Consider the following 21,385-nt stretch of genomic DNA (forward strand, 5'->3'; position numbering starts at 1 on the left):
TGGCTGCAAATTGATTAAGAAATGGATAGTGCCGGCCTGTCAGAAATCTCTTTCGCTTCATTGCCCGACAAGACGTCTCCGTTGAGCAACACACTCCAATTGCAAAGCTGTTCAGCCGCCCGCAACCAATTCCTGGTGTTGGTCAAGCAAGACGAGCATGTGTCGCTTATAGAGCGATTCTATCGTTTCGACGGAAAGGGGCTTCACAATCGTCTCATCCATTCCGCAGGCGAGACACATGTCATGCTTTTCCTGTGAGGGTCTGGGCATCACGCCGACGATGGAGGTGCGCTGCGCGCCGCTCTCCAGGCTCCGGATACGCTGGGCAACCTCGCAACCGGTCATGTCGGGCAGTCCCAGATCCATGAACACCAGCGAGGGATGCAGGAGATCCCAGAGGCGCAGCGCTTCTGCACCATCCCTGGCCAGTTCATAGCTGATGCCCAGCGTGCCGAGGATCTGCGCATAAACCTCCTGATTTACGGGATTGTCTTCCACCACGAGAAGGTCGACGTCGAAGCCCGAAGGCTCGGGAATATGGCCCGGCTCCGGAAACTCCGGCAGATAGTCGGGGTCGATTTCCACCGAAATGGAGCGGGAACGATGGGTGACGGCCGCGGCGGCCTCTGCAACGGCGAAATGAACGGGTCGCGCCCGGCTGATCGGCAGAACCTGAATGCCCAGCGACGCAAGCCCTGCAAGCTCGACATCGGCGTCGTCAGCCATGATCAGATCGACGGAAAGGCCGACCTCCGATGCCGCCTGAACGATTTCTCGCGCCTCGTTGAATCCGCCAGCATGACAGGCATCGAAGCGGAAAGCGTGAAGCGCATCATTAAGGGCTCTACCAAATTGTTGATCGCTGCTGATCACCAGGACACTGCTTGCGCCGGCAGGCGCAGGCTCGAACGCAGCCTCAACATCCTCTTCGAACTGCAGTTCAGCGTCCTTTGCATCCGGCAAAGGCGCTACGATTTCGGGTATGATCCCGCTTGCGTCGCCGGACTCTGCCAACGGCTGCTGGACAGTTACGACAACGTAGTTTCCCGGATTGCCGAGCCGAAAACGCTGGGTCAGAAGCAGCAATCGTTCGCCATCGACGTCGGCATAGGCGCGGCTGACCGAGACCTTGCCGGTGGCCAGAACCTCGCGCAGTTCTGCCTCATGCCGCTCGGCCAGTTCCGGAGCGACGACATCGGCAAGCCGGCGATCGATCAGGCTCTCCGGCGGCTGACGATGGAGACGCCCATACGCCTTGTTCACCGCCACGAATGCCAGATTGCGATCGAGCACGAAAAGCATGGATGGCAGGTTGTCGAGGATTTCCTCCGTCATCGCGACCCGCTCGAGGTCGGATCGCCAGCGGTCCTCCATCTTGCGATGTGCGGAGACGTCGCGCGCCATCAGAATGCCGAGACCGCTGGCCAGCCGTCTCGTCGTCAGCGACAGCACCCTGTCGCGCCCCACGCGCGTTTCGTGTTCACCGCGCTCGTGCCACATGGCGGCAATGCGCTCGGAAACCCATTTGTCGCGGGAGAGGCCAGGCTGCGAGACCAAAGGAGGCGCGGACCCAGCTGCACCAACCTCGAAGAGGGCGATCAGGAACGCACGCAGACTTGTGCCAGGCCGCAGAAACTCGTCGGAAACAGGGAAAAAGTTGCCGGCATTCTTGCTGGCCGCCAGGATATGGTCGCTTTTGGAGAATACGACAATGCCCGTGTCGAGCGCGTCTGTGCACGCCTCGAACATGAGGTTCGCGATGTCGCTGCCAATGGGCGCAACACGACCCATACTGGACCTCTATACCCGCACGCAGGCATTCACTGACTTTTGCTGATCATGCCGGGCAAAGATTGGAGCGTTTTCGTTGCGGGTATCGTGAGGTACTCGTCCGGCAACGATGTACAGATACCCATCCAAAAGGGGGAAACACGCGCTCATTCCAATGGGTTGGACGATGGCAGCAAGACCTTAAGGACGGTTTAATAACTGCGGCCATAAATGGAACGGCCGGCGATTATCTGAAGGCAGAGAACCGCTTGAAGCTTTGGACTGGCGCAATTTTGCGCTAAGAGCACTTCATCTCTCACACTTTGACCGGCGATTCCCTCTTCATCATCATGGCCATCAGACAGCTGCCCGAAACGCTTATCAACCAGATCGCTGCAGGCGAGGTGATCGAGCGTCCGGCCAGTGCCGCCAAGGAATTGATCGAGAACGCGATCGATGCAGGCGCGAGCCGCATCGAGATCGCGACCGCCGGCGGGGGCAAAAGCCTCTTGCGCATCATCGACAACGGCTGCGGCATGGGGCCGGGCGATCTTGAACTGGCCGTGCGGCGGCATTGCACATCCAAGATAGACACCGGCCTTGACGACATCCGCACGCTGGGTTTTCGCGGAGAGGCCCTGCCCTCCATCGGCTCGGTCGCGCGCGTGCAGATCACCAGCCGCACGGAAAGCGCAGATGCCGGCTCTGAAATCCGCATCACCGGCGGCAAGGTCGAACCTGTGCGACCTGCAGGAGCAAACAAGGGCACTGTGGTGGAGGTCCGCGATCTCTTCTTCGCCACGCCTGCGCGGCTGAAGTTCCTGAAAACAGAAAAGGCCGAGGCCGCAGCGGTCACCGAAGTCGTCAAGCGTATGGCGATCGCCTTTCCGGGCATTCGCTTCACGCTTTCGGGTCAGGATCGCACGACACTCGACTTCGCCGGCGCCGGCGACGACCGGCTGACCCGGATTGCACAGGTGCTGGGCCGCGAGTTCAAGGACAATGCGATCGAGATCGACGCGGAACGGGAGGATGTGGCGCTCACCGGATTTGCGGGCCTGCCGACCTTCAACCGCGGCAACAGCGCGCATCAGTATCTCTTCGTCAACGGCCGTCCGGTGCAGGACCGGCAGCTCCTTTCGGCGTTGCGCGCGGCCTATGCCGAGACCGTTCCTTCCGGTCGGCATCCGGTCGCGGTGCTCTGGCTGACGCTCGATCCGGCGCTTGTAGACGTGAACGTCCATCCGGCGAAGTCGGACGTACGCTTCCGCGATCCCGGCCTTGTGCGCGGATTGCTGATCGGCGCGATCCGCGAGGCGCTGCAGCGAGACGGGGCGCGGGCCTCGACCACGGGTGCGTCGGCGATGATGCAGGCGTTTAGACCGCCAGGAAATTCCAATGGTTATGGCGGCGGCGCGCCGGCCTATCGTGCTTCGCCAAACGCCGGCTGGTCCCCGCAGGCTTCGCCGTTCCGTCCTCTGCGGGAAGATCGCTCCAGCGGATTTGCCGAGGCGCTGCAGGCAGGCTTTGAGGCCTTTGCCGCGCCGTCTGCGCGCGCGGAGACGGCGGAGAGCCAGCCTGCGCCCTCGCCTCAAGCCATGCCCACCGCTGCGGGCTTCCATCTCGGCGCAGCGCGGGCGCAGGTGCATGAAAACTATATCGTCGCCCAGACCGATGACGGGCTGGTGATCGTGGATCAGCATGCGGCACATGAGCGGCTCGTCTTCGAAGCGATGCGGGAGGCCATGCGGTCTCGGCGCATTCCCTCGCAGGCGCTGCTGATCCCGGAGATCATCGATCTGCCGGAAGAGGATTGCGACCGCCTGATGGATCACGCGCAGAGCCTCGACCAGTTCGGCCTCGCTTATGAACGTTTCGGTCCCGGTGCGATTGCCGTGCGAGAAACGCCGGCCATGCTGGGTGAGATCGACGCGAACGGTCTCATACGGCAGTTGGCCGACGAGATCGCGGAATGGGATACGTCCGATACGCTGGCGTCGAAGCTCGACCATCTCGCCGCAACGCTCTCCTGCCACGGCTCTGTGCGCTCCGGCCGGCGGCTGCGGCCGGAAGAAATGAACGCGCTGCTGCGCCAGATGGAGGCGACGCCGGGGTCCGGCCAATGCAATCATGGCCGGCCGACCTATATAGAGCTCAAGCTTGCCGACATTGAACGGCTGTTCGGGCGGAGCTGAGCCGAGGCGCGAGCCATCCGGATTGTTCCTCTCTGCCAAGTCTGGTATGGCGAACGGATGCGCGGGCGAAGCACTTTAGCAAAACTTTTCAGGAGACAACGGATGAACCGCTTTGAAGGACCCGGTGGGCGCGAGGCGCGGATCCGTTTTCTGGATGGCGATTTCCAGATACTGACGCCGGGCTCCTATGTGATCTGCGCGGTCACCGGCAAGCAGATCCCGATCGACGAAATGAAATACTGGAGCGTCGCCCGGCAGGAAGCCTATTGCGATGCAGCCTCCTCTCTTGAGGCCGAGAAGCGTGCCGGCGCATTGCCCAATCAGCGGCGCTGAGCGGAAACAGGCTTTTTCGTCGAGGCCGGCTTTTTCAGCGCGAACTTGCGCTTGCGGAAATTGGCAAAGGCCTGCTCCACGATAAGGCACGGCGCAGCCGGATCATCGAACTTCATCTCGATATCCAGCACGCGAATGCGCTCGATCAGTTCGTTCATCGCGCCATGGTGGCCGGCGAGGCGCACGCGATCCTTGGCGGTGGTGACAGGCAGAAGACCGTCGCGCTCGGCGTCCACGCAAAGCGAGCGGATTTCATCCTCGGCAAAGTGGTGGTGATCCGGAAACGCCCGCGTGGCCACGACCTCCGCCCCGACATCAGCAAGACTCTTGTAGAACTTCGCAGGATCGGCAATGCCTGCAAAAGCGAAGAGGCGCTTGCCTGCGAATTCGGACCCATTGACCGGGGCGACGCCGGCTTCCAGAACAGGCTTTCCGGCGCGCGCCATGCGGCGGATGAACGGGTCGGCCGCCGGGCCGCCGGATACCGCGAGCAACGTCGTGACATGGCGGAGCTGTTCCTTCAGCGGCGCCCGAACGGGGCCCGAGGGAACCACAAGGCCGTTGCCGATGCCCCGCTTTCCATCCACCACCACCAGCGCATAGTCGATCGCGATGCGGGCGCTCTGGAAGCCATCATCCATGATGATGAGGTCGGCGCCCTCGGCAATCAGCTTCTTCGCGCCCTCCAGGCGGTTCCGCGCCACGACCGTCAGCCCGGCGCGGGCCAGCAGCAGAGGCTCATCACCGACATCGACGGCGCGATGATGATGTGGATCGACAATCGTGGGTTTGGAGATAAGGCCGGAATAGCCGCGGCTCAGCAGGCCGGGCTTGTAGCCGAGGGCTGCAGCGGCCTGAGCGATGGCGATCACCGTCGGCGTCTTGCCGGCCCCGCCGACCGTGAAATTGCCGACGCACACGACCGGGCAATCCACCGGCGCGCGACGGGCACGGCGCATCCGCCAGCCGGCGACCGCGCTATAGATGAGGCTCGCCGGCGACAGCAGCGCCGCCTGCCAACCGATCTTCGTCCACCAGAAGGGCGGGGATTCGGAAACCATGCTCGCTCCGTGTTTGCCGATGGTCCACCAAGAGGGCGATTCCCGCCGATTGGCAAGGTGTGGTGCTCAGATGATCGTTTCGATTTCGGTGATGTCGTTGAGGCAATAGTCCGAAAGCGGCCCAAGAGTGTCGCGCGTACCCGTGCCTGTCAGGACACCGATGGTCATGCCGGCACCGGCATTTCGGCCCATCATCATGTCGTGGCTGTTATCGCCGACCACGAGGATTTCGGCATGTTCCAGGCCCGCCGCTTCGGCAAAGCCCCAGACCATGCCCGGCTCCGGCTTGCAGCCATAGCCGCTGTCGTAACCTGCAATATAATCCAGATAGGCCGCGAAGCCGAAACGGTCGGCGGTGCGCCGGATGGACAGCTCGTTATCGCTGGAGGCAACGCCGAGCTTGAAGCCACGCGCCTTCAGGCGGCCGAAGAAATCGGCAAGATCCGTCACAGGCACAGCGTTCAACGCCGCTTCCGCGAAGAGCCCGTCGAGGTCTTCGATCAATTGGCGGGCAGACAGTTTCGAGCCGGCAGCGACGAGACCTTCCGCGATCTCTTCCGTGTTGCCGGCGGCCAGCAGGCTGTCCGCCACGACATGACCGGTTTCCGGATCCATGCCGGTCGAGCGGAGGAGATGATCGGCCAAAGCCTGATCACCGTCAGCAGCAATCAAAGCCAGCTTGCGGTTCACGGGCGACCAGCTCTTGAAGTAATCGAGAAGCGTCCCGTCCTTGTCGAAGAGAATGCCGGCAATCGCCATGGTCGGATGGCCTCACTTCGCGTCCAGCCGCGCCTTCATGGCGAGCGGGCTGATATAGGGTTCGAGACTTTTCATTGTCGCCGTCAGCGCGCCGCGCATGCCCTGCACGGTGTCGAAGCCGGCATCGATCATCTTGCGGCGGACGGGGTCGTTGTTCATCAGATAGTGTACGCCCTTGGCCAGAATGTCCTCGTCGCGGACGATCTTGGCGCTGCCATTGGCGGCGAGGCGCTGATAGCTGTCGCGGAAGTTCTGGACATTGCCGCCCGAGAGCACAGCACAGCCGATAGCAGCCGGCTCCATCGGGTTCTGTCCGCCCTCTGCATAGAGCGAACGGCCGACGAAGGCGATTTCCGTGAGGCGCAGATAAAGCCCCATTTCGCCGATCGTATCGCCGAGGAGGATGTCTGTATCGGGCGTGATCGGGTCCTTGCGGGTGCGGCGTGCAACCTTGAGCCCCTGTTCGTTCAGTTCCTTCTCGATCTCGTCGGCGCGCTCTGGATGGCGCGGCACGATGATCGTGAGCAGGCCGTTTGCCGCCTTCAGGCGCTGATGCACCCGGCCGGCGGCAGCCTCTTCCTTGTCGAAAGTAGAGATGGCAGCCCAGGTCTTGCGCGCGCCAAGCTGGCTCTTGTAGCGGGCCAGAACATCGGCCTCGTAGGGCAGCGTATCGTTATCCACCTTCAGATTGCCGGAGACCGTGACGGGCAAGGCGCCGAGTTCGCTATATTTCGAAGCATCGGCCTCGGACTGTGCGATGACCAGCGCGAAGTTCCGGAAAATCTCGCCCGCCAGACCGGAATAGCGCCGCCAGCGCGCGAAGGATCGGTCAGACAGGCGTCCGTTCACGAGGATTTGCGGAATATGGCGCTCACCCAACTCCATCAGGGTCACGGGCCAGATTTCCGACTCCGCGATAACGGCGAGATCGGGCTTCCAGTAGTCGAGGAACCGGCCTACGGCGGGTTTGATGTCGAGGGGTACGAACTGGTGGATGACGCTGTCATCCAGCCGTTCGCTCGCGACCTTCGCGGATGTTACCGTGCCGGTCGTCAGGACAACGTGAATGTCGCGCTTGCGCACTTCACGGATGAGCGGGATAACGGCTGTCGTTTCGCCGACACTGGCGGCATGGAACCAGACGAGCGGGCCGGTGGGGCGCTCGCGGCCCGGATGGCCGAAGCGCTCGCGACGGCGCGCAGCGTCTTCCTTGCCCTTTGCCGAGCGGACGGCAAGATAGGGTGTCAGAAGCGGAAACAGGGCAAAGCCCGCCCACTTGTAGGCGGACAGAGCAAAGCGCGCCATCGTGTTTGCCATCCTGGTCCTTCCCGTCTGAGGGCCTTGGCTCGTGCTGGCCGAGCTTGATCAGCGCGGGCCTGCAGATTGTCGCAAAGCGCCAATCCTTGTCGATTTCATGACCCAGTCCGGCTGTTGCCGATCAGTCCTTGTGGTTCGGATCGAGAAGGCGGTGCATGTGGACGATGAAATAGCGCATATGCGCATTGTCCACCGTCGACTGCGCCTTGCCCCGCCACGCGGTCAGCGCCGACTGGTAGTCTGGAAAGATGCCGACGATGTCGAGTTCCTTGAGATTGCGGAACTGCATTTCGCCGAGGTCCTTCAGTTCGCCGCCAAAGACGAGATGAAGAAGCTGTTTGCCGCCTGTTTCTTCAGACATGGTGTCTCCTTGGAATAGTCCTGTTGCCCAGGTTCCTCCGGGTTAGCGGTGTGCTCAATTTGACGGCAAAGGTCAATGGCTGAAAGCTGATTGTGCAGCGCTCGTTAAGCCGTCAAGCGCGGTTTCATGCGCCGCGCAGAGCGCCGGATGGTGGACGACCGCCCCGTTGTAGCCAAGCGTTTGCCCATCAAGGCTAGACAACCTGCCGCCTGCCCGCTCCAGAATGAGTTCGGCTGCGGCCAGATCCCAGTCATGCGAATGCGGATAGACCAGCGTCGCGTCGATGCGGCCGTCGGCAATCATGGCCAGCCGATAGGCGAGTGACGGGATATGTTCCACGCGGCGGGCGCGGGCCAGATAGTCGGGTTTCAGACGTTTGAAGGCCTCGGCGGGCGCGGCGATCGCCATGGCATCGGAAGGATCGCGCACGGAGATCGGGAAACCGTTCTTCAGCGCGACGCCATCCAGCACGGCGGTGAAGGTCTCGCCCAGTGCCGGCGCAACGAGAACGCCAGCGACGGGCCGGCCGCGATGAACCACCGCGGCGCTGACGCACCAGGTGGAAAGCCCGTTCATGAAGGCACGGGTTCCGTCGATGGGATCGATGACAAAGAGCGTTTCGTAGCCAAGCCGCGCGCCGTCGTCCTCGGTCTCCTCCGAGAGCCAACCGTAAGTGGGGCGAGCCAGCCGCAGCCGGTCGATCAGGATGTCGTTGGCGGCGTAGTCGGCTGCGGTGACGGGGGAGCGACCTTCGTTCTTCCACCAGGTTTCCGGCGAATTGCGGAAATAGCCCATGGCGGCCTCGCCGGCTTCGGTCGCGGCAGAGACGAGCAGTTCGAGATCGTCATCCCAATCGCCCGCGCCGCTCTCCGTCATCTTCAGTCGTCCCCTTACTTGCCCGCCAGCGTCATGTTCTCAACGGCAATCGTCGGTGCGGCCGTGCCGTAGCTGCGGTCGATGTCGCTTGCCGGCGTCATCGCCATGAACATGTCCTTGAGGTTCGAGGCAATCGTGACTTCTGAGACCGGGAAGGTCAATTCGCCATTCTCGATCCAGAAACCCGACGCGCCACGGCTATATTCGCCCGTGATCATGTTCACGCCCTGCCCGATGACTTCCGTGACATAGAAGCCCGTGCCGATGGAACGGATCAGATCTTCCGGAGAGATGTCGCCCGGCTCAAGAGCGAAATTGGTCGAAGCCGGGGTAACGCTGGAGCCGCCGCGGACGCCACGACCGTTGGTGGCCAGACCCAGCTCGCGGCCCGTGGAGGTCGAGAGGAACCAGTGCTTGAGCACCCCGTCCTCGATCATTGTCAGCTTTTCGCCCGTTACGCCTTCGCCATCGAACGGACGCGAAGAAGAGCCGCGCACGATCAGCGGATCGTCGGTGACGGAGAGACCGGCCTTCAAGACCTGCTTGCCCATGCGGTCGCGCAGGAAGGAGGTCTTGCGGGCGACCGATGCGCCGTTGATCGCGCCGGCGATATGGCCGGCGATGCCGCGCGAGACGCGGGGATCGAAAATGACCGTGAGGCCCTTGGCGGTCGGGACCTGGCGGGGGTTGAGGCGCTTGACCGCCCGCTCGCCGGCGCGGCGACCGACGGCGGTCGGGTCTTCCAGTTCCGAGTAGAAAAGCTCGCTCGAATAGTCGTAGTCACGCTCCATGCCGGTGCCTTCGCCTGCAATGACACTGACCGAATAGCCGAAGCGGCTGGCCTGATAGGCGCCGGAAAAGCCATGCGAGGTTGCAAGCACCAGCCCGCCCATGCCGGCAGAGGCGCCGGCGCCGACCGAATTGCTGACGCCTTTCACGGCAAGTGCCGCAGCCTCGGCAGCAAGCGCCTTGTCGGTCAGGTCGGACGCGCTGACTTCCGTTCCGTCGAAGAGTTCGAGATCGGGGAAAGATCGCGCGAGATCCTTCTCGTCTGCGAGGCAGGCAAACTTGTCTTCCGGCGAAACCTTGGCCATGGCGACCGCGCGTTCGGCGAGCGCCTTCAGGTCAAAGCCCGGATTGGCCGAGACGGTCGCGACCTTCTGGCCGACGAAGACGCGCAGCGAGAAGTCGTCGCTCTCCGAACTTTCCGTGCCTTCCACCTTGCCGAGGCGGACGGAAACCGAAGATGAGCGCGAGCGCATGACCACGGCATCGGCCTTGTCCGCACCGGCAGCGCGGGCGAGATCGATCAGCTCAGATGCACGGGAAAGGAGATTTTCCGAATCGGACGTCGATGACATGATTTGTCCTTTCTTTCCGCTCCATTTATTGTTCCCTTCTGGAAGCATCAAGCCCAAGCGATGCCGATTCGACCTTTCCGCCCCGTTTCACGCCCGTCCGATGTAGGAATGCCATGACGAACGCCCATAGTCTGTTCGAGGAAGCTCTGATTCTGCTGGGCGGCGCGGTGGTGGCATCGCCCATTTTCAAGAAGCTGGGCCTGGGCACGGTTCTCGGCTATCTCGCCGCCGGCGTGGTGATCGGGCCTGTCATGCATCTCATTCGCGGAGCCGAAGACATTCTGGGCGTCGCCGAACTTGGTGTCGTCTTCCTGCTCTTCGTCATAGGGCTCGAACTGAAGCCATCGCGGCTCTGGCAGATGCGCAAGGATATTTTCGGGCTTGGCATGCTGCAGGTGGGCCTGAGTGGTGCGGCTCTATCGGCGATCTGCATCGTCACCGGGCTTCTCGACTGGCAGGGCGCGCTGATTGCCGGTTTCGGCCTTGCGCTTTCCTCGACCGCCTTTGCCCTGCAGATCCTGGAAGACAACGGTGAGCGATCGACCAAGCATGGCCAGCGAACCTTTTCGCTGCTGCTCTTCCAGGATCTCGCCATCGTGCCGCTGCTGGCGCTGATCCCGCTGCTGGCACGCCAGCAGGGCGATGTCGCAGCGCCCGATCGCTTGCAGAATTTCGCGATCGCCATTGCCGTTATCGCCGCGGTTCTGGTCGCGGGCAAGTATCTGCTCAACCCGCTCTTCCAGGTGATTGCCCGGACGGGTGCGCGCGAAGCGATGATCGCGGCAGCGCTGTTCGTCGTCATGGCGGCGGCCGTGACAGTCGAGCTTGCCGGGCTCTCCATGGCCATGGGCTCCTTCCTTGCCGGCGTCATGCTGTCGGAATCCTCGTTCCGCCATGAGCTGGAGGCCGATATCGAGCCGTTCCGCGGCATTCTGCTCGGCCTGTTCTTCATGGCGGTCGGCATGTCGCTCGATCTGCAGGTGCTCGAGCAGAACTGGATCCTCGTGCTGGTCGCAGTTCCGGCCGTCATGATCGTCAAGGCCGTGACGATCTATGCGGCCTGCCGCATCACAGGGTCGTCTCATAATGATGCGGTGAAGATCGGCGGGCTCTTGCAGCAGGGCGGAGAATTCGGTTTCGTGCTCTTCTCCGCCGCCACGGCCGCCTTCCTGTTTCCGGCCTCGACGGCCTCTCTGCTGATCGCCACCGTGACGCTGACCATGGCGGCGACCCCGCTCGGCGTGGCGCTCGTGCCATTCCTGCTCAGGGACGGGCCGGTGGAAGAACTGGACGAGGATTTCGAGGGCGCGGGGTCCGACGTCATGATCATCGGCTTCTCGCGCTTCGGGCAGATCGCCGCGCAGGTTCTGCTGGCCAGCGGCCGCGACGTGACCATCATCGACCACTCCGCCGACCGTATCCGGCAGGCTGCGAATTTCGGGTTCCGCATCTATTTCGGCGACGGCACGCGCAAGGACGTGCTGCGCTCCGCCGGCATCGAGCGGGCGAAGATCGTGGCGGTCTGCACCCATAAGCAGGAAATCACCGACAAGATCGTCGATCTGGTTCTCGACGAGTTCCCGCAGACCCGGCTTTATGTGCGCGCCTATGACCGCGTGCATCTCCTCTCGCTGCAGGAGCGGGGCATCGACTATGGCGAGCGCGAGACCTTCGAGGCCGGCCTGAAATTTGGCGCGAAAACGCTGGAAGGCCTGGGCCTCGACGAAACGACTGCGCAGGAACTGGCGGACGAAACGCGCGAGCGCGACTTCGCCCGTCTGGCTCTGCAGGCTTCGGAAGGCATCACCGCCGGCCGCGACATGGTCTACAAGCGTCCGGTCAATCCCGAACCTCTCGTCAAGCCGCGCAAGCGCGAAGAGCAGGATTGAAACAAATCACGCCTTCTGGCGGAAGGCGATTTCGGCGTCGATCAGGCGTTTCACCTCGTCCTTGACGCCGTTTGCCGCTTCCAGCACTTCGCCGGCGCGCATGAAGTCCAGCACGCGGAAGCGGTTGACCTCGGGGCGGAGCAGTATGTCCGGTGGATTGCTGCGCATCTTGGTGGCGATCAGCGACTGCATCATCAGTTGCGATGCGCCGAAGAGGCTGTCGATGCGGTTCGGGATGGTGACCCCATCGCCTTCCGGCGCGCCGACGACATCGACGCCGATGACGATATCGGCCCGACCGATGAGGCTCTCGTAAGGCACCGGATCGAAGACGCCGCCATCGATCATGACGCGGCCGCCCATGGTCACGGGCATGAAGAGCGCCGGGATAGCAGCGGAGGCGGCAAGCGCGGGAAATAGTTCGCCTTCGCCAACCAGCATGCCGCACTGACCGTAATAATCCGTCACCGTGACCTGCAGCGGAATGTCGAGCTGGCAGAAATCTTCCGGGATGGCATCGGGCAGGAAGGCGCGCAGAATGCGTTCCAGATTGAACTGGCCGAAGCGGAAGCCCTTGCGCATGTTTTCCGGGCGCAGTTTCCAGAGGCGGTTGATGACCTGGTTGCGGTTTCCGACGGTCGCCAGCGTATATTCGCGGATTTCGCGACCTGTCATGCCTGCCGCGCGGCCGGCACCCATCAGCGCGCCAATCGACGAGCCGTTGATGGCGACCGGCTTCAGGCCGAGTTCGTCCAGCGCTTCGAGAACGGGAATATGCGCGATGCCGCGTGCGCCGCCGCCGCCCAGCGCCAGCGCAATGGTCGGCGAGGTCTGCTGGGCGACCTTTTCGCGGTCCTTGTCTTTCTTCTTCTTTTTCTTCTTGCTCTTGTCAGCCATCACGCGCCGAAACGGTAAAAGTGCATCTTCGTATCTCCGAAGGCGCGCTCCTCGACAAACGTCAGGCCCTGCTGGATCACGGGCGCGACATCGGCTCGTTCTTCCAGAATGACCAGCGCACCGGGAACCAGCCAACCACCTTTGATGGCAGCTGCAATCGCCTTCTCGCCCAAACCCTTTCCATACGGCGGATCTGCGAAGAGAATATGAAAGGGCTCCATCGTGCCGACCACGCCGAGGTCGGTCGCATCGCGGCGGAAGATGCGGGCGCGGGACTGGAGGCCCAGCGTCTCGATATTCTGGCGGAGCAATCCCCTGCCCTCGACGCTGATCTCCACGAACAGGCCCTGCTGGCAGCCGCGCGAAATCGCCTCCAGGCCGACGGCACCCGTGCCGGCAAAAACGTCGATTACCCGCGTCTTGGCGAGCGCTTCCGGATAGCTGTGCGCGAGAATGTTGAACAGGCTCTCGCGCGTCCGGTCCGTGGTCGGGCGGATGTCGTTGGATTTCGGCGCGGCCAGAGCGCGGCCGCGAAATTCACCGCCGACAATGCGCATGGGTCATTCCTTCTTGTCGCATGTCGCTATCGCAAAACCGCTGAACACTTTTGCGCGACATGCTTCAGCCCTTGGGCTTGCCGCCACGCGGGCCACCGGTGCGGCCGCCTGGAGGCTTGCCACCGAAACCCATGCCGCCGCCGGGTTTTCCACCACTCGGCTTACCACCAAAGCTCTTGCCACCGCCCGGCTTGCCGCCGCGCGCGCCGAAAGGCTTGTCTCCCGACGGTTTACCAAAAGACTTACCCCTCGGCTTGTCGCCGAACGGTCGGTCGCCGGCATCGCGATCCGAGCGCGGCTTGCCGGAGAAGGCGCGGGCCGGACGGGCATCGTCGCGGCCGCCTTCGCGGGGCTCGCGCGGGGGCCGATCGCCGAATGGGCGGTCACCGAAGGAGCGTTCGCCACGCGGTTTGTCGCTGCGCGGGCGGTCGTCGCGGGGCTTGTCGCCGAAGCCGCGCTTGCGGTCGCGGCCGCCCTCACCTTCGCGCTTCTTGTCGGCATCGCCGGTGGCGCGGATCCACTGACCCTCGTCGTCGCGAACCTTGAGAACGGTCGGACGCACGACGCGGTCGGAAACGGTTGCCTCCGGCTTGCGGGCTTCCGGGCGCGGGCCGCGCTTGGCTGCCACCTTGGCCACCTTGGCGGCTTCCTTTTCGCCGAGCGGACGCGCGCCGGGCGCCATCCAGACATTCGCGTTGCGAACATTGCGCGGCGGGATCTTCTTGTCCGAGCGCTCTTCGCGGTCGCCACCCTTGCGGTCGCCGCCGCGGGCCGACTTGGCGCCAAAGGGCTTGTCGCCGAAGGAACGGTCGCGCTGCGGGCGATCGCCACGGTCGCCACGGTCGCTCCATTCGGCGCGGTCGCCTCGCGGGGCGCGATCCTGCTGGTCGCGCGGCTTGCGGGCCGCCGGACGGGCGTCGTCCTCGTCCACGACAAGCGCGCCGCTATGGTCGAAGATCGGGGCGTCGAAATTGGCCTTTGCCTCTTCGATGAGGCGGGGGCCGAGCTGGTCGCGCAGCATGCGTCCCTTGATCTCCATGACCTGGCCCTCCGGCAGATTGCCGAGCTGGAAGGGGCCGTAGGAAATGCGGATCAGGCGGTTCACGTCGAGGCCGATGGCGCCGAGCACGTTCTTGATTTCGCGGTTCTTGCCTTCGCGCAGACCCATGGTGATCCAGGCATTGTGGCCCTGCTCGCGGTCGAGGATCGCATCGATGCCGCCATAAAGCACGCCATCGACGGCAATGCCGTCCTTCAACTGGTCGAGCTTGGCCTGATCGACCGAGCCGTGGGCGCGGACGCGGTAGCGGCGGAGCCACCCGGTCGAGGGCAGTTCGAGCACGCGGGCGAGACCGCCGTCGTTGGTCAGCAGCAGCAGGCCTTCGGTATTGATGTCGAGGCGGCCAATGGACATGACGCGCGGCAGGCCTTCGGGCAGGTTGTCGAACACGGTAGGGCGGCCTTCCGGGTCGGCATTGGTGGTCACGAGGCCGGCGGGCTTGTGGTAAAGCCAGAGGCGCGTGCGCTCCGGACCGCGAATGCGCTCGCCATCGACCTCGATATTGTCGGCATAGGTGGCGTTGACGGCGGGTGCCGTCAGCACTTCGCCGTTGAGGCGAATGCGGCCTTCCATGATCATCCGCTCGACATCGCGGCGCGAGGCAACGCCGGCACGCGCAAGAAGCTTGGAAATGCGCTCGGGCTCGAGGCCGGCAGTTTCGGCGGCAGTCTTCGGTGCAGCGCCGGTACCGGCGAACTTGCCGTCGCTCTTCGGACGATCCGACTTGAAGGCGGGCTTGCCACCCGGTTTGCCATAGGGCTTGCCCGCGGGCTTGTCGAAGGATCTGGGCTTGTCGCCCGGCTTTCCATAGGAACGGCCCTCGGACTTGCCGAAGCGCTTTTCGGCTCCGCCCTCTTCGCTTTTCGCGAAGCTCCTGCCAGCAGGTTTACCGAAACGCTTTTCGCCACCGCCCTCGGCGCTCTTGGCAAAGCTGCGACCTTCGCCGGGCTTGCCAAAGCTCTTGCCTGCCGGTTTGCCGAAGGGCTTTCCACCCTTACCGCCGGGGCCGCCCTTGCCACGCTCACCACCTGCGGCGGAATCTCGCTTGCCTGCGCCGCCGGCCGGCTTGCGGGCCGGGCGCTTCTTTTCGTCATCGAATGCCATGAGAGGCTGTCCACTTATTCTTGAGCCGCAAACAGGCTGTCTCGTGTCACACGACACCCAAATCCGCGCTGAAAGCGCAAACGCTTTCGCTGGACTTGATCCTGAATTTGCCTATTCGTTTGGCGTCCCTTATCAGGTCGCAATCACGACGTTAAGAGGTTTCTCGCGTGAACGGGTCAAAACGCATCATGGATCGGGCGCTGGAAGAGGCGCGAGCCGCTGCCGCGCGCGGTGAAGTGCCGGTGGGTGCGGTCATCGTGCTCGACGGCGAGGTGATAGCCCAGGCTGGAAACCGGACGCGCGAGTTCAATGACGTGACGGCACATGCCGAGATCCTGGCGATCCGCGAGGCATCGGCAAAGCTCGGGTCCGAGCGGCTGATCGATGCCGATCTCTATGTGACGCTGGAGCCCTGCGCCATGTGCGCGGCGGCTATCTCCTTTGCCCGCATCCGGCGTCTCTATTACGGCGCAGAGGATGAGAAAGGCGGCGGCGTGGATCATGGCGGACGCTTCTATGCGCAACCCACCTGCCACCATTCGCCGGAGGTTTATTCCGGCATTGCCGAACAGGAAGCCGCGAGCATTCTCAAGGACTTCTTCGCCAACCGGCGCTGAGCCTCAGCTCTTCGCAAAGCTCGCAAGCTCGTCGCCGGACAGGCGATAACGGATCCATTCGCTTTGCGGTTTCGCGCCGGTCGCATCGTAAGTGCGGATGGCGGGCGTGTTCCAGTCGAGCACGCTCCATTCGAAGCGGCCATAGTCGTTTTCCAGCGCGAAATTGGCGAGATGTTTCAGGATCATCGTGCCGATGCCCCTGCCCCGCGCGGCAGGCGTGACATAAAGGTCTTCAAGATAGATGCCGGGGCGGCCCTGCCAGGTGGAGAAGGTGTAGTACCAGAGCGCGAAGGCGAGCGGCTCGCCCGCTTCCTCGCAGATCAGCGCATCGACGACGGCATCGGAGCCGAAGACGGTTTTTTCCAGCTGCTCGATGCTCGTTTCGACTTTTTCGGCGGCCCTCTCGAATTCGGCAAGCTCGCAGATGAAACGGAAGATGGTCGGCGTGTCGGCGATGGTCGCCTTGCGGATGGTGGCGGGCATGGGCTTCTCCGAATTCATCTCGAGTTGCGCGGGATGGCGGCTCCGCGGAGATTGCCCCAATGGCTGCAATTGCCGCCCTGCAGGGTCGAACGCTCAAGCTCGGCATCGGCGGCAGCCAGTGCAGCCTCGATGGCAAAACCGGGCGCGCATTCGACACCGCCGGCAGACACAGTTGTCGGAAGATGACCATTGCCGTCAAAGGGTAAATGCACGAGTTCCACTGCCTTCGAGACCGAGCTGACCGCCAGCGAGGCGAGGATCGGCGTCGATCCCGGCATGAAGATCGCAAACTCATGATCGCCGACGCGACCCGCGAAATCAACCGGCCGGAGCGCGCGCCGAATGGCAGCTGCGGCAGAAAAGATCGCAGCATCCGCCGCGGTGCCGCCGTGCTGCCTTCGCAGGCCGGCAATACCGTCCACGCGAAGCTTCACGAGCTGGCCGATGTCGGGCTCATCTGGCTGATCCTTCAGCCGCTGAAGGAAGACATCCGGCGTCAACAGGCGCGTCAAGGGATCGTGGCTCCGCTCGCGCATCAGCTCCAGATTGGCCTTCACCAGTCTGGAATTCACCTCGTCGATTTCCGTCAGGGCCTGGCAGAGTTCATTCTTAAGCCGGCGGGTGGTTTCGAACTGCCAGAAATGAACCGCACTCGCCGGAAAGCTGATCACGACCGGCAGGACCAGAGTCATGATGAGGCCTGCACCTTCCAGCTTGCCGCCCAGAAGCGGAACCACGGCATAGGAAATGCAAAAGGAGGCCACAAGGGACAGGACCGCCGTCAAAGCAGCGCGCGTGATCACGAACCTGTAGAGACTTGGCATGTTGCAGCGCCTGCTTATTGAGCCGAGTCGCATCTATGCCCAACAAAGGCGGGCGCGACAATCGCCCAGGGCGCGCACAAAAGAAAAAAGCCCGAAACCGTGATGTTCCGGGCCTTCCTTCTCAATAAGCGACCGAAATATCAGTCGAAAACATCCCACCACTTGCCCTTGGTCTGCTTGGCGGCGGCGGCCTCTTTCTTGCGGTCGCGTTCCTTGATCTTTTCAGGCGTACCGAGGTCGCTCAGCTGCGTTTGATCCACCTTGCGGTAATCGAGCGGCGGGTCGCTGAGGAAGCGGCGCTTGTCGGAATAGATGCCCTGATCGATCTTGCGGGCTTCCTTGTAGGCCTTGCTCTGCTCGGCAAGAGACTTGGATTGGTCGCTGGCCGTCTGGCCGAGAAGCGGCGAACGGTAGCCGGGGCCCTGCTGGTCGGCTTCCTCGCGCAGACGCTGGCGGGTCTCTTCCGGGCTTTCGACCCACTTCGGATTGTTCTTGGAATCGGCCAGAGAGGCCTGCGGCGCCATCAGCTGATCCTTGCGGGCCGGAACGACCAGCTTCGGGTTCGGCTGGTAGGCAATCTTGTCGTTTCGGTTCTGAGGCGCGATGTCGAGAACGCTGCCGACGTCATCCACCAGGTGCTCGGCGGCGGTCTTGTTGGTTCCGTAGGTCGGGCTGCTGATGCAGCCGGTCAGCGCGGTGACGGAGACCGTTGCGCCAAGAATACCGACTGCTACTCGAAACCAAGAGGTCATGTTTCTGATTGTCCCTGATACCTGACGTACATTTCGCACGCCTTTTACTACGGCTTACGACCGCAATTTAAAAGCCATTAACCGAAATTCCGGCCAATTTCGGGCGGAAAATACCGGATGGGTCGCCAAAAGGCAAACCTCATCCGATATTTATACCAAAGAACCTTCAGGCCTTGAAGCCGAGCTCGCGAAGCGCTGCCGCATCGCGGGCGGAGACCTCCGGGTAATCGGGGTCGGACCCGACATCCTTCGTGACCTTCCAGGAGCGCGCGCACTTCGTGCCTTCGGCGAGCTTCGGCTCGACGGAGACCCCGGAAACCTCATCGAGGCGGAACGCGTCAGACGGGCCTTCCGAGCCATCCACCACGATATCCGAGGTGATGCAGATCTCGGCGAAGTCCTCGCCCTTCAGGGCCTCCAGAAGCTCGGCATTCGTGACATGCACGATGGGTGCTGCTTCCAGCGACGAACCGATGCGCTTTTCGCGGCGTTCGATTTCGAGCGCGCCGGTGACGACCTTGCGGACTTCGCGGATCTTCGCCCACTTGGCGGAGAGCGCCTCGTTCTTCCAGTCGGCCGGGATTTCCGGGAACTGTTCGAGATGGACCGATTCCGCCTCCGGATTGCGCGAGAGCCATGCTTCTTCCATCGTGAAGGGCAGCATGGGGGCAAACCAGAGCACGAGGCTTTCGAAGAGCTTGCGGATCACATGGAGGCTCGCGCGGCGGCGCAGCGACGACGGGGCGTCGCAATAGAGCGCATCCTTGCGGACGTCGAAGTAGAAGGCCGAAAGCTCGACATTGGCGAAATCCGACAGCGAGCGCACGACGCGCTTGAAGTCGAATTCGTCATAGCCCTTGCGCACCACGTCATCCAGCTCGGCCAGACGGTGCAGCATCAGCTTTTCGAGCGCCGGGAGATCGGCATAGGCAATCTCCTCGCCCTTGTCGTGGGCGAGCGTGCCGAGCATCCAGCGGATCGTGTTGCGGATCTTGCGATAGGCGTCGATATTGGTCTGGATGATCGTCTTGCCGAGGCGCTGATCTTCCCAATAGTCGGTGTTCATGACCCAGAGACGCAGGATATCCGCACCCGATTGCGCCATGACGTCCTGCGGGAAGACCTGATTGCCGAGCGACTTCGACATCTTGCGGCCGTCTTCAGCCATCGTGAACCCGTGGGTAACGACGGCGTTGTAGGGCGCGCGGCCGCGCGTGGCGCAGCTTTCGAGCAACGAGGAATGGAACCAGCCACGATGCTGGTCGGAGCCTTCCAGATAGACGTCCGCCGGCCATTTCAGATCCGGTCGGTCCTCCAGCGTGAAGGTATGCGTCGAGCCGCTATCGAACCAGACGTCGAGAATGTCGCGGACCTGCTTCCACTCGGACGGATCGTATGTTTTCCCAAGGAAGCGTTCTGCAGCACCTTCCGCGAACCAGGCATCCGCACCTTCCTTCTCGAACGCGTCGAGGATGCGGGCGTTGACTTCGTCATCCACCAGAACCGTACCGTCTTCCTTGGCGAAGATGGCGATCGGCACGCCCCATGCTCTTTGACGGGAAAGCACCCAATCCGGACGCTGTTCGATCATGCCGCGCAGGCGGTTCTGGCCGCCGGCGGGGACGAAGCGGGTCTGGTCGATGGCCGAGAGCGCACGCGAGCGCAGCGTCGTGCCATCGCCAAGCTCCTTGTCCATGTAGACGAACCATTGCGGCGTGTTGCGGAAAATGACCGGCTTCTTGGAGCGCCAGGAATGCGGATAGTCATGCTTGATGCGGCCGCGGGCGAAGAGATTGTTCGCGTCGATCAGCGCCTTGATGACGCGATTGTTGGCATCGCCCTTCTTGCCGTTGTCGTCCATGACACGGGCCGGGCCACCTTCTGCGGACGGGCCGAAGCCCGGTGCGTCTTCGGTGTAGAAACCGGCATCGTCGACGGTGAAGGGGATCTTGGTCGAGATACCGCGCGCGTCCAATTCGCGGGCCGCGTTCATCCAGGCGTCAAAGTCTTCGCGACCATGGCTGGGAGCCGTGTGGACGAAGCCCGTGCCGGCGTCGTCGGTGACGTGGTCGCCATCGAGCAGGGGAACGTCGAATGTATAACCAAGGCCGGCGAGCGGGTGGGCGCAGGTGATGGCCGCGAGTTCTTCCGGCGCGACGTCGCGGATGAACTTGAACGTGACCTTCGCCTTTGCGGCAGCCTCATCGGCAAGCCGCGTCGCGAAGATCAGGCGTTCGCCAGGCTGCGGCCCAAAGTCGTTCGTTGCCGTCTCGACTTCGTAGAGGCCATAGGGAAATCGCGAAGAGAAAGAGATGGCGCGGTTGCCGGGGATGGTCCACGGGGTGGTCGTCCAGATGACGACGAAGGCACCACGGAGATCTCCTTTCTGCCCGTTATGGACAGAGACTGGTTCACCGTGTTGATTAGGTCTGAGCGCGTTAGGCGAAACGGGGAACTTGACCCAGATCGTGTCGCTCTCGACCTCGGCATATTCCACTTCCGCCTCAGCCAGCGCCGTGCGCTCGACGACCGACCACATGATCGGCTTGGAGCCGCGATAGAGCTGGCCGGACTTGGCGATCTTCAGGAGTTCTCCGGCGATGCGGGCCTCGGAATGGTAGGCCATCGTCGTATAGGGATTTTCGAAGTCGCCCTCGATGCCGAGGCGCTTGAACTCGGCCGACTGCACGTCGATCCAGCCTTGCGCGAATTCGCGGCATTCGCGGCGGAATTCGTTGATGTCGACTTCGTCCTTGTTCTTGCCCTTGGCGCGATAGGCTTCCTCGATCTTCCATTCGATCGGCAGGCCGTGGCAGTCCCAGCCGGGAACGTAATTCGAGTCATAGCCGCGCATCTGGAACGAGCGGGTGATGACATCTTTCAGGATCTTGTTCAGCGCGTGGCCGATATGGATGTTGCCGTTGGCGTAGGGAGGGCCGTCATGGAGGACGAATTTCTCGCGGCCGGCGGCAGAGGCGCGCAGCTTCTTGTAAAGCTCCATCTTCTGCCAGCGGGCGACGATTTCCGGCTCCTTGGCCGGCAGGCCGGCGCGCATCGGAAACTCCGTCTGCGGCAAATAGAGGGTGGCGGAATAATCGACTTTTTCAGCGGTATCGGTCATGGACGTCTGTCACTCATTGAGTAGCGCGGGAGCAGCCCACGCATGAAA

General features: G+C 62.8%; 18 protein-coding genes. 4 read left to right on the forward strand and 14 right to left on the reverse strand.

Annotated features, from left to right (window positions below):
- Positions 1-111 precede the first annotated feature (111 nt).
- Positions 112-1,791 carry a response regulator gene (locus tag ABID16_RS17825; protein ID WP_354557708.1) on the reverse strand — a complete coding sequence of 560 codons (1,680 nt, stop codon included), beginning with the start codon at positions 1,789-1,791 and terminating at the stop codon, positions 112-114.
- A 329-nt stretch (positions 1,792-2,120) separates the two neighbouring features.
- Between ABID16_RS17825 and mutL the strand changes: the two genes are divergently transcribed.
- Together mutL and ABID16_RS17835 are read left to right on the forward strand one after the other, a co-directional pair.
- Positions 2,121-3,965 (forward strand): DNA mismatch repair endonuclease MutL, encoded by a 1,845-nt coding sequence (mutL, locus tag ABID16_RS17830; protein ID WP_354557709.1) that lies wholly within the window; start codon positions 2,121-2,123, stop codon positions 3,963-3,965.
- A 102-nt stretch (positions 3,966-4,067) separates the two neighbouring features.
- Positions 4,068-4,298, forward strand: coding sequence for a DUF2093 domain-containing protein (locus tag ABID16_RS17835; RefSeq protein WP_354557710.1), 231 nt, complete (start codon positions 4,068-4,070; stop codon positions 4,296-4,298).
- Here the strand turns inward: ABID16_RS17835 and lpxK are convergent.
- The 6 genes from lpxK to ABID16_RS17865 form a co-directional block, all read right to left on the reverse strand.
- Positions 4,286-5,359 carry a tetraacyldisaccharide 4'-kinase gene (lpxK, locus tag ABID16_RS17840; RefSeq protein ID WP_354557711.1) on the reverse strand — a complete coding sequence of 358 codons (1,074 nt, stop codon included), beginning with the start codon at positions 5,357-5,359 and terminating at the stop codon, positions 4,286-4,288. The genes ABID16_RS17835 and lpxK overlap by 13 nt on opposite strands.
- Positions 5,360-5,425: 66 nt before the next feature.
- Positions 5,426-6,118: an HAD family hydrolase gene (locus ABID16_RS17845; protein WP_354557712.1), complete on the reverse strand. Its 693-nt coding sequence runs from the start codon at positions 6,116-6,118 to the stop codon at positions 5,426-5,428.
- A 12-nt stretch (positions 6,119-6,130) separates the two neighbouring features.
- Positions 6,131-7,435 (reverse strand): lipid IV(A) 3-deoxy-D-manno-octulosonic acid transferase, encoded by a 1,305-nt coding sequence (gene waaA / locus ABID16_RS17850; protein WP_354557713.1) that lies wholly within the window; start codon positions 7,433-7,435, stop codon positions 6,131-6,133.
- A gap of 121 nt (positions 7,436-7,556) precedes the next feature.
- The gene (locus ABID16_RS17855) at positions 7,557-7,796 is read right to left on the reverse strand and encodes a DUF4170 domain-containing protein (RefSeq protein WP_109855617.1); all 240 of its coding nucleotides are present in this window, start codon (positions 7,794-7,796) and stop codon (positions 7,557-7,559) included.
- A 72-nt stretch (positions 7,797-7,868) separates the two neighbouring features.
- Positions 7,869-8,672 carry a 3'(2'),5'-bisphosphate nucleotidase CysQ gene (locus ABID16_RS17860; protein ID WP_354557714.1) on the reverse strand — a complete coding sequence of 268 codons (804 nt, stop codon included), beginning with the start codon at positions 8,670-8,672 and terminating at the stop codon, positions 7,869-7,871.
- 14 nt (positions 8,673-8,686) lie between these two features.
- The gene (locus ABID16_RS17865) at positions 8,687-10,033 is read right to left on the reverse strand and encodes a TldD/PmbA family protein (protein ID WP_354557715.1); all 1,347 of its coding nucleotides are present in this window, start codon (positions 10,031-10,033) and stop codon (positions 8,687-8,689) included.
- A gap of 113 nt (positions 10,034-10,146) precedes the next feature.
- Here ABID16_RS17865 and ABID16_RS17870 point away from each other — a divergent pair, with 113 nt between their 5' ends.
- Positions 10,147-11,922, forward strand: a complete 1,776-nt coding sequence (locus ABID16_RS17870) for a monovalent cation:proton antiporter-2 (CPA2) family protein (protein ID WP_354557716.1) — start codon at positions 10,147-10,149, stop codon at positions 11,920-11,922.
- A 6-nt stretch (positions 11,923-11,928) separates the two neighbouring features.
- On the opposite strand, the gene ABID16_RS17875 is transcribed toward ABID16_RS17870, so the two are convergent.
- From ABID16_RS17875 to ABID16_RS17885, 3 genes are all read right to left on the reverse strand, one after another.
- Complete coding sequence (locus ABID16_RS17875) at positions 11,929-12,819, reverse strand: patatin-like phospholipase family protein (RefSeq protein WP_354557717.1); 891 nt, start codon at positions 12,817-12,819, stop codon at positions 11,929-11,931.
- The gene (gene rsmD, locus ABID16_RS17880; protein WP_354557718.1) at positions 12,819-13,376 is read right to left on the reverse strand and encodes a 16S rRNA (guanine(966)-N(2))-methyltransferase RsmD; all 558 of its coding nucleotides are present in this window, start codon (positions 13,374-13,376) and stop codon (positions 12,819-12,821) included. The genes ABID16_RS17875 and rsmD overlap by 1 nt, the downstream gene beginning before the upstream one ends.
- A 64-nt stretch (positions 13,377-13,440) precedes the next feature.
- Positions 13,441-15,540 (reverse strand): pseudouridine synthase, encoded by a 2,100-nt coding sequence (locus tag ABID16_RS17885; RefSeq protein ID WP_354557719.1) that lies wholly within the window; start codon positions 15,538-15,540, stop codon positions 13,441-13,443.
- A gap of 188 nt (positions 15,541-15,728) precedes the next feature.
- Between ABID16_RS17885 and ABID16_RS17890 the strand changes: the two genes are divergently transcribed.
- Complete coding sequence (locus ABID16_RS17890; protein WP_354557772.1) at positions 15,729-16,157, forward strand: nucleoside deaminase; 429 nt, start codon at positions 15,729-15,731, stop codon at positions 16,155-16,157.
- A 3-nt stretch (positions 16,158-16,160) separates the two neighbouring features.
- On the opposite strand, the gene ABID16_RS17895 is transcribed toward ABID16_RS17890, so the two are convergent.
- The 4 genes from ABID16_RS17895 to ileS all read right to left on the reverse strand — a co-directional run bounded on the left by ABID16_RS17895 (position 16,161) and on the right by ileS (position 21,337).
- Entirely contained in the window at positions 16,161-16,640 is a 480-nt protein-coding gene (locus ABID16_RS17895) for a GNAT family N-acetyltransferase (protein WP_354557720.1), read from the reverse strand.
- Between the two features lie 14 nt (positions 16,641-16,654).
- Positions 16,655-17,464: a diguanylate cyclase domain-containing protein gene (locus tag ABID16_RS17900; RefSeq protein ID WP_354557721.1), complete on the reverse strand. Its 810-nt coding sequence runs from the start codon at positions 17,462-17,464 to the stop codon at positions 16,655-16,657.
- A 140-nt stretch (positions 17,465-17,604) separates the two neighbouring features.
- On the reverse strand, positions 17,605-18,216 hold the full coding sequence (locus ABID16_RS17905) for a hypothetical protein (protein ID WP_354557722.1): 612 nt from the start codon (positions 18,214-18,216) through the stop codon (positions 17,605-17,607).
- Positions 18,217-18,382: 166 nt separating this feature from the next.
- Positions 18,383-21,337: an isoleucine--tRNA ligase gene (gene ileS / locus ABID16_RS17910; protein ID WP_354557723.1), complete on the reverse strand. Its 2,955-nt coding sequence runs from the start codon at positions 21,335-21,337 to the stop codon at positions 18,383-18,385.
- Between the last annotated feature and the right edge of the window lie 48 nt (positions 21,338-21,385).

The organism is Limnomicrobium aquaticum (genome assembly GCF_040545545.1).
Taxonomy (GTDB): domain Bacteria; phylum Pseudomonadota; class Alphaproteobacteria; order Rhizobiales; family Rhizobiaceae; genus Ensifer_A; species Ensifer_A aquaticum.

What these genes read in the sequence shown, in the direction of transcription:
- ABID16_RS17825 (WP_354557708.1), bottom strand. Translation starts at nt 1,791, where the DNA reads ATGGGTCGTGTTGCGCCCATTGGCAGCGACATCGCGAACCTCATGTTC.
- mutL (WP_354557709.1), top strand. Translation starts at nt 2,121, where the DNA reads ATGGCCATCAGACAGCTGCCCGAAACGCTTATCAACCAGATCGCTGCA.
- ABID16_RS17835 (WP_354557710.1), top strand. Translation starts at nt 4,068, where the DNA reads ATGAACCGCTTTGAAGGACCCGGTGGGCGCGAGGCGCGGATCCGTTTT.
- lpxK (WP_354557711.1), bottom strand. Translation starts at nt 5,359, where the DNA reads ATGGTTTCCGAATCCCCGCCCTTCTGGTGGACGAAGATCGGTTGGCAG.
- ABID16_RS17845 (WP_354557712.1), bottom strand. Translation starts at nt 6,118, where the DNA reads ATGGCGATTGCCGGCATTCTCTTCGACAAGGACGGGACGCTTCTCGAT.
- waaA (WP_354557713.1), bottom strand. Translation starts at nt 7,435, where the DNA reads ATGGCAAACACGATGGCGCGCTTTGCTCTGTCCGCCTACAAGTGGGCG.
- ABID16_RS17855 (WP_109855617.1), bottom strand. Translation starts at nt 7,796, where the DNA reads ATGTCTGAAGAAACAGGCGGCAAACAGCTTCTTCATCTCGTCTTTGGC.
- ABID16_RS17860 (WP_354557714.1), bottom strand. Translation starts at nt 8,672, where the DNA reads ATGACGGAGAGCGGCGCGGGCGATTGGGATGACGATCTCGAACTGCTC.
- ABID16_RS17865 (WP_354557715.1), bottom strand. Translation starts at nt 10,033, where the DNA reads ATGTCATCGACGTCCGATTCGGAAAATCTCCTTTCCCGTGCATCTGAG.
- ABID16_RS17870 (WP_354557716.1), top strand. Translation starts at nt 10,147, where the DNA reads ATGACGAACGCCCATAGTCTGTTCGAGGAAGCTCTGATTCTGCTGGGC.
- ABID16_RS17875 (WP_354557717.1), bottom strand. Translation starts at nt 12,819, where the DNA reads ATGGCTGACAAGAGCAAGAAGAAAAAGAAGAAGAAAGACAAGGACCGC.
- rsmD (WP_354557718.1), bottom strand. Translation starts at nt 13,376, where the DNA reads ATGCGCATTGTCGGCGGTGAATTTCGCGGCCGCGCTCTGGCCGCGCCG.
- ABID16_RS17885 (WP_354557719.1), bottom strand. Translation starts at nt 15,540, where the DNA reads ATGGCATTCGATGACGAAAAGAAGCGCCCGGCCCGCAAGCCGGCCGGC.
- ABID16_RS17890 (WP_354557772.1), top strand. Translation starts at nt 15,729, where the DNA reads ATGGATCGGGCGCTGGAAGAGGCGCGAGCCGCTGCCGCGCGCGGTGAA.
- ABID16_RS17895 (WP_354557720.1), bottom strand. Translation starts at nt 16,640, where the DNA reads ATGCCCGCCACCATCCGCAAGGCGACCATCGCCGACACGCCGACCATC.
- ABID16_RS17900 (WP_354557721.1), bottom strand. Translation starts at nt 17,464, where the DNA reads ATGCCAAGTCTCTACAGGTTCGTGATCACGCGCGCTGCTTTGACGGCG.
- ABID16_RS17905 (WP_354557722.1), bottom strand. Translation starts at nt 18,216, where the DNA reads ATGACCTCTTGGTTTCGAGTAGCAGTCGGTATTCTTGGCGCAACGGTC.
- ileS (WP_354557723.1), bottom strand. Translation starts at nt 21,337, where the DNA reads ATGACCGATACCGCTGAAAAAGTCGATTATTCCGCCACCCTCTATTTG.